Genomic DNA, 4172 nt, shown 5'->3' with positions numbered 1-4172 from the left:
GCCGGCAAAGGAGCCGGAAAACGGGCCGCTATCGTCCGACGACGTGCTGGAAACCGAGAACAAGCAGCTCAAAGCCCGAATCCGGGAGCTGGAACTGGAACGCGAGATTCTTCGCAAAGCTGCCAAATATTTCGCGGGCGAGACGAACTGGTGAGCCGCTTCACCTTCGTTGACGACCACCGCGACGCCTACGGCGTGAAGCGGCTGTGCCGGGTCCTTCCCGTCTCCCGCTCCGGCTTCTACCGGTGGCTCAAGGCGCTGCCCGCACGGCAGACGCGGGCCGCGGCCGATGCCGCCCTGGCCGGCGAGATCAAACAGATCCACGGCGAGTTCGACGGGACCTACGGCAGCCCGCGCGTCACCACCGAGTTGCGCGCGAACGGCCGCCGGATCAACCGCAAGCGCGTCGCCCGCGTCATGCGCGCCTTCGGGATCGTCGGGCTACACCTGCGTAAGAAGGTGCGCACCACCGTGCCCGAACCGTCGGCGGCCAAGGCGCCCGACCTGATCGGCCGGGACTTCACCGCGAGCGCGCCGAACCAGCGCTACGTGGGCGACATCACCTACCTGCCCGTCGGCGACGGCGAGTTCCTCTACCTGGCGACCGTGCTGGACCTGCATTCACGCCGCCTGGCGGGCTGGTCGATCGCCGGCCACATGCGCACCGAGCTGGTCGCCGACGCGCTGCGGGCGGCCGCCGGTACGCGCGGCAGCCGGGCCGTCCTCTGCTGCGGTCGGCCACCCCGTCTCCCTCTTCTGCCGCCGGCCCGGACGCCGTCGCACCGGTGATCACGAACTGTATCGGCCCGCCACGCTCCCTAGCTGGACTGCCCGGACCCGGTCAACCGCCACCTCCAGACCTTCTTCACCCCTGAGGAGACCGTTGTGCGGCGCGGCGGAGATGCGGCCGGTGATGTGCAGGTGCCCTATCCCCGTACGCTGGTCGTTTCGCAGCCGGTTCTCCGCCGGTCGATGAGTGCGGCGATGGTCTTCGCGCACGCCAGTGACTCGGTGCGCGTGGTGTCCACTTCTAGGCCATAGACCATGCCGTCGTGTACCGCCTCCGCCTGGGCCTCGGCCATGCCAGGGACGCGGTCCCCCCGAGCCCGCTCGCGCTCGGCGGCGACCGCGCCGTCACATCTGACGCCGACCCACAGAACGTCGAGTCCGTCGAGTACCTTCTGCCACTCCCGCTGAGCCTCCGCTCCCCCGAGAAGAACGTCGTCGATGATGATCCGGGCTCCGGCGCGGGCCATCGCGGCGATGCCCGCCCGCCACGCCGCCTGCACCTCCAGGAACTCCGGCCCGACGGTCACCCCGCCGTCGGAGGCGATCTTGATTCCGGCCTCCGACGTCATCATGGATTCGGGCATCACCCCGATCATCGAGTCGACACCTCCGATGGCAAGCCAGGGCTGTGGCAGTACGGCCTGCAGGTTCCGCACGATCTCGGACTTGCCCGCGCTGGATCCACCATTGAGCACGATCACCTGCGTTGTCACGGCGTACACAGTAGAGGCCACCGCGAGGATGCGAAACCGATGCGCCCAACCGATTCACATAAGCCGACGGTGGGTGCGGGGCCTCCGCATCAAGACTCGCTGCAACGCCAGTATTGCCAGAGTTTCGCGTACAGCCCGTCATGGACGAGCAACTCGTCATGCGATCCGCTCTCGACGATACGCCCTTCGTCCATCACCACGATCCGATCCGCGTCGTGCGCGGTGTGCAACCGATGGGCGATCGAGATGACCGTCCTGCCGGTACTACATCTGTAGATCGCGTGGTAACGGGTCGCCTCGTCGGCGGTAGTGGCTGACCAGGGCGCGGGTTTGGTGGGTTTGGCGGAATCTGGACCAGGCCAGGACGTGCTCGATGGTGCTGGCGGCGGGCACGATGAGGCGGGCGAAGACGCGGCGGATCTCAGCCAGGGATGGCCGGATCAGCCGGCCTGCCGGGAGGTCGCACGGGAACTCTCCCTCTCGCCAGGAACCGTACGCAACTACCTCGCCACCGTCACCCACAAACTCGGAGCGGACACCCGCTCAGAGGCCTACCCGATCGCACACGAGAACGGGTGGGTCTGACGTCAAGCTTTTCAGGGCGAGGTGCACGGACTTTTCGTGACAAATGCACGGGTCCACCCAGCGGGGACCGAGCAGAGACTGTCGAGTATGAACAACACGACGAATCTCGACACCCACGCACACCATCATCCGTCTGGCCGCGCTGCGGCTGTCGGACATCACCTCCTCGCACGCTGGCCGTCCGTCCTCGGTCTGCTGGCGCTGATCGCCAATATCGCAAAAGGAGCGGATCCCCATGTGACCGCAATGATCATCATGCTGGCAGCGATGTGCTACCTCGCCGCCGCTGCTGTCGGATCGCGTCGAAGCGTCTGGGTGATGGTGGTCGTCGCGAGCGTCGCGGTCGTCCTTGCCCGCCTCACGGGACTCGATCCGACCGCGACGCTGCTCGTCATGGGCGCGGGCTTCGCGATCTTCGGGTTCCTTCGCGGCACCGGGGTCGATCGCCGGGAAGTCGGAGTGCAAGTGCTGGGATTCGTAGGCTTCAGCGCCATCGCCCTGACGGCCATGATGTCCAGTCCGGCGTTGGCCGTATACCTGGCGGCCGTTGCCGCAATCGGACACGCGATCTGGGACGTGATCCACTTCGTCCGCGATAAGGTCGTCAGCCGCTCGCTCACTGAAGCGTGCTTCGTGCTCGACCTCGGCTTGGGAGTCGCGCTCCTGCTAATAACCTCGACTGCGCTGCCGCTGTGAAGACTCCCGCTCGGGAGCAATCGTCAACACCTCTGGATCAAGATCGTCAACATCCGGCTGGAGGATCTCGTCCCGTAGGGCTTCCGCGTCGGCCTTGGTGCCCGACACGACCAGGCACCGGTGAGTCGGCGGCGGGTATCTCACCCGCCGCCGCCCGCAGAACCGTGCGGGAGCCTCTCGGCTCACACGGCTCCCGTTGCACAGTCGCCCAACTGGTCGGGCTCAGCGATCACCCGCACTCGATCGCCGACGGCGAGCAGGTCCCCGCGCCAGGCTCCGTCCGACGATCCCCGTCGGACTGCTGCCCGCGTCCTTCCTCGCGCTGACCACGGTCAGCAGCCACAGCTCTCCGGCTTCCGGCGTGCTCTTGATCCGCTGGATTTCGCCCATGGCAAGACTCTCCAGTACCTCAGTGGAGATCTTGCGCCTCCCCCAGCGGCCGGAGCGTGTGCTTCAGCCTTGGCCCCCAAGACCACCAGGAGAAGGTTGCGGATCTGAGATCATCAACGTTGTCAGCACCCCAGCGGCCAATGGGAGACTCCGCAGCCAGGCAACGACAAGCGCGGATGCCGACAGCAGGTTGCCCCGCACGGACCCAGTGCGCTCACGAAGCTGATCGCGCACACCAACCCGGTCGCGGACCCAAGGCGCCGACCTGCGTGTTCATGGCCGAGCGCCTCGTTGGTCAGCCGACTCGCTCGTACTCGCGAGTCCCGCTCCTCGGGCTCCGCCGGGGCGCAGTTCATGGCTGCATGCGGTGCGCTCAACCATCGTGTCCGGTGGCAACCGGACCCGTACCGCAGGGCAGGCCGCCTGGCCCGAGGAATGGAAGCCGTACGGCGGTGTGATCGCATCAGGACTGTCGGTTCCATGCCTTCCAGGCGTGGGAGCGCGTGGACGTGGACAGCGACGCGCACCCGGTAGTCGGCGGCGTTGCCGTGAGACAGGGACAGAATCTCTCTTAACAATAGGTTCGCAAAGTATTCGACGCTAAAAGAATGCCCGAGCCAGATCGGCTCATATTCTTTCGGCAGGTGCATTTTTCTGGAATCCACAGTGAAATCACGGGCATCCATTACCTTGGTTGCATCCATTTAGCGAAGTGTGAAACATATGGCAAAGTACCAGGCCAGATAGCGTTTAGCGCATTCGTTCGCATGCTTCCAGCTCGCCGCCCACGGGTATCGGTAAGCCTGGACCTCCTACGAAACGGGTGCAGCACACCACCACCCGGAAAGGAAATTACATGGCCACGACCACCGCAGAGCGCGCCGAAACCACCGAGGCGCCTGAGCGCGAAGAGCGAGGCGCCCTGGAGGCACTACTTCTCGCTGCACTCGCCTCCCGCCGCGAGGAAGGCAGTGAGGGCGGCATCGAGCACCCGCTCCT

At 65.9% G+C, this 4172-nt stretch carries 3 protein-coding genes and 1 pseudogene; 3 read left to right on the top strand and 1 reads right to left on the bottom strand.

The window, feature by feature from the left end:
* Positions 1-714: pseudogene (locus ABZ911_RS41675) on the top strand (IS3 family transposase); the annotation flags it as partial.
* Positions 715-926: 212 nt separating this feature from the next.
* On the opposite strand, the gene cpt reads toward ABZ911_RS41675, so the two are convergent.
* Complete coding sequence (cpt, locus tag ABZ911_RS41670; RefSeq protein WP_358069744.1) at positions 927-1502, bottom strand: chloramphenicol phosphotransferase CPT; 576 nt, start codon at positions 1500-1502, stop codon at positions 927-929.
* A gap of 309 nt (positions 1503-1811) precedes the next feature.
* On the opposite strand from cpt, the gene ABZ911_RS41665 reads away from it, so the two are divergent.
* Both ABZ911_RS41665 and ABZ911_RS41660 read left to right on the top strand, forming a co-directional pair.
* Positions 1812-2087 (top strand): LuxR C-terminal-related transcriptional regulator, encoded by a 276-nt coding sequence (locus ABZ911_RS41665; protein ID WP_358069741.1) that lies wholly within the window; start codon positions 1812-1814, stop codon positions 2085-2087.
* A gap of 87 nt (positions 2088-2174) precedes the next feature.
* Positions 2175-2783 (top strand): hypothetical protein, encoded by a 609-nt coding sequence (locus ABZ911_RS41660; RefSeq protein WP_358069738.1) that lies wholly within the window; start codon positions 2175-2177, stop codon positions 2781-2783.
* Positions 2784-4172 lie beyond the last annotated feature (1389 nt).

The organism is Nonomuraea sp. NPDC046570 (genome assembly GCF_040645915.1).
GTDB lineage: Bacteria > Actinomycetota > Actinomycetes > Streptosporangiales > Streptosporangiaceae > Nonomuraea.
This window is presented reverse-complemented; position numbering and strand designations above follow the sequence as displayed.

Excerpts from the sequence above, each read along its gene's own strand:
- ABZ911_RS41660 (WP_358069738.1), top strand. The coding sequence starts at position 2,175 with ATGAACAACACGACGAATCTCGACACCCACGCACACCATCATCCGTCT.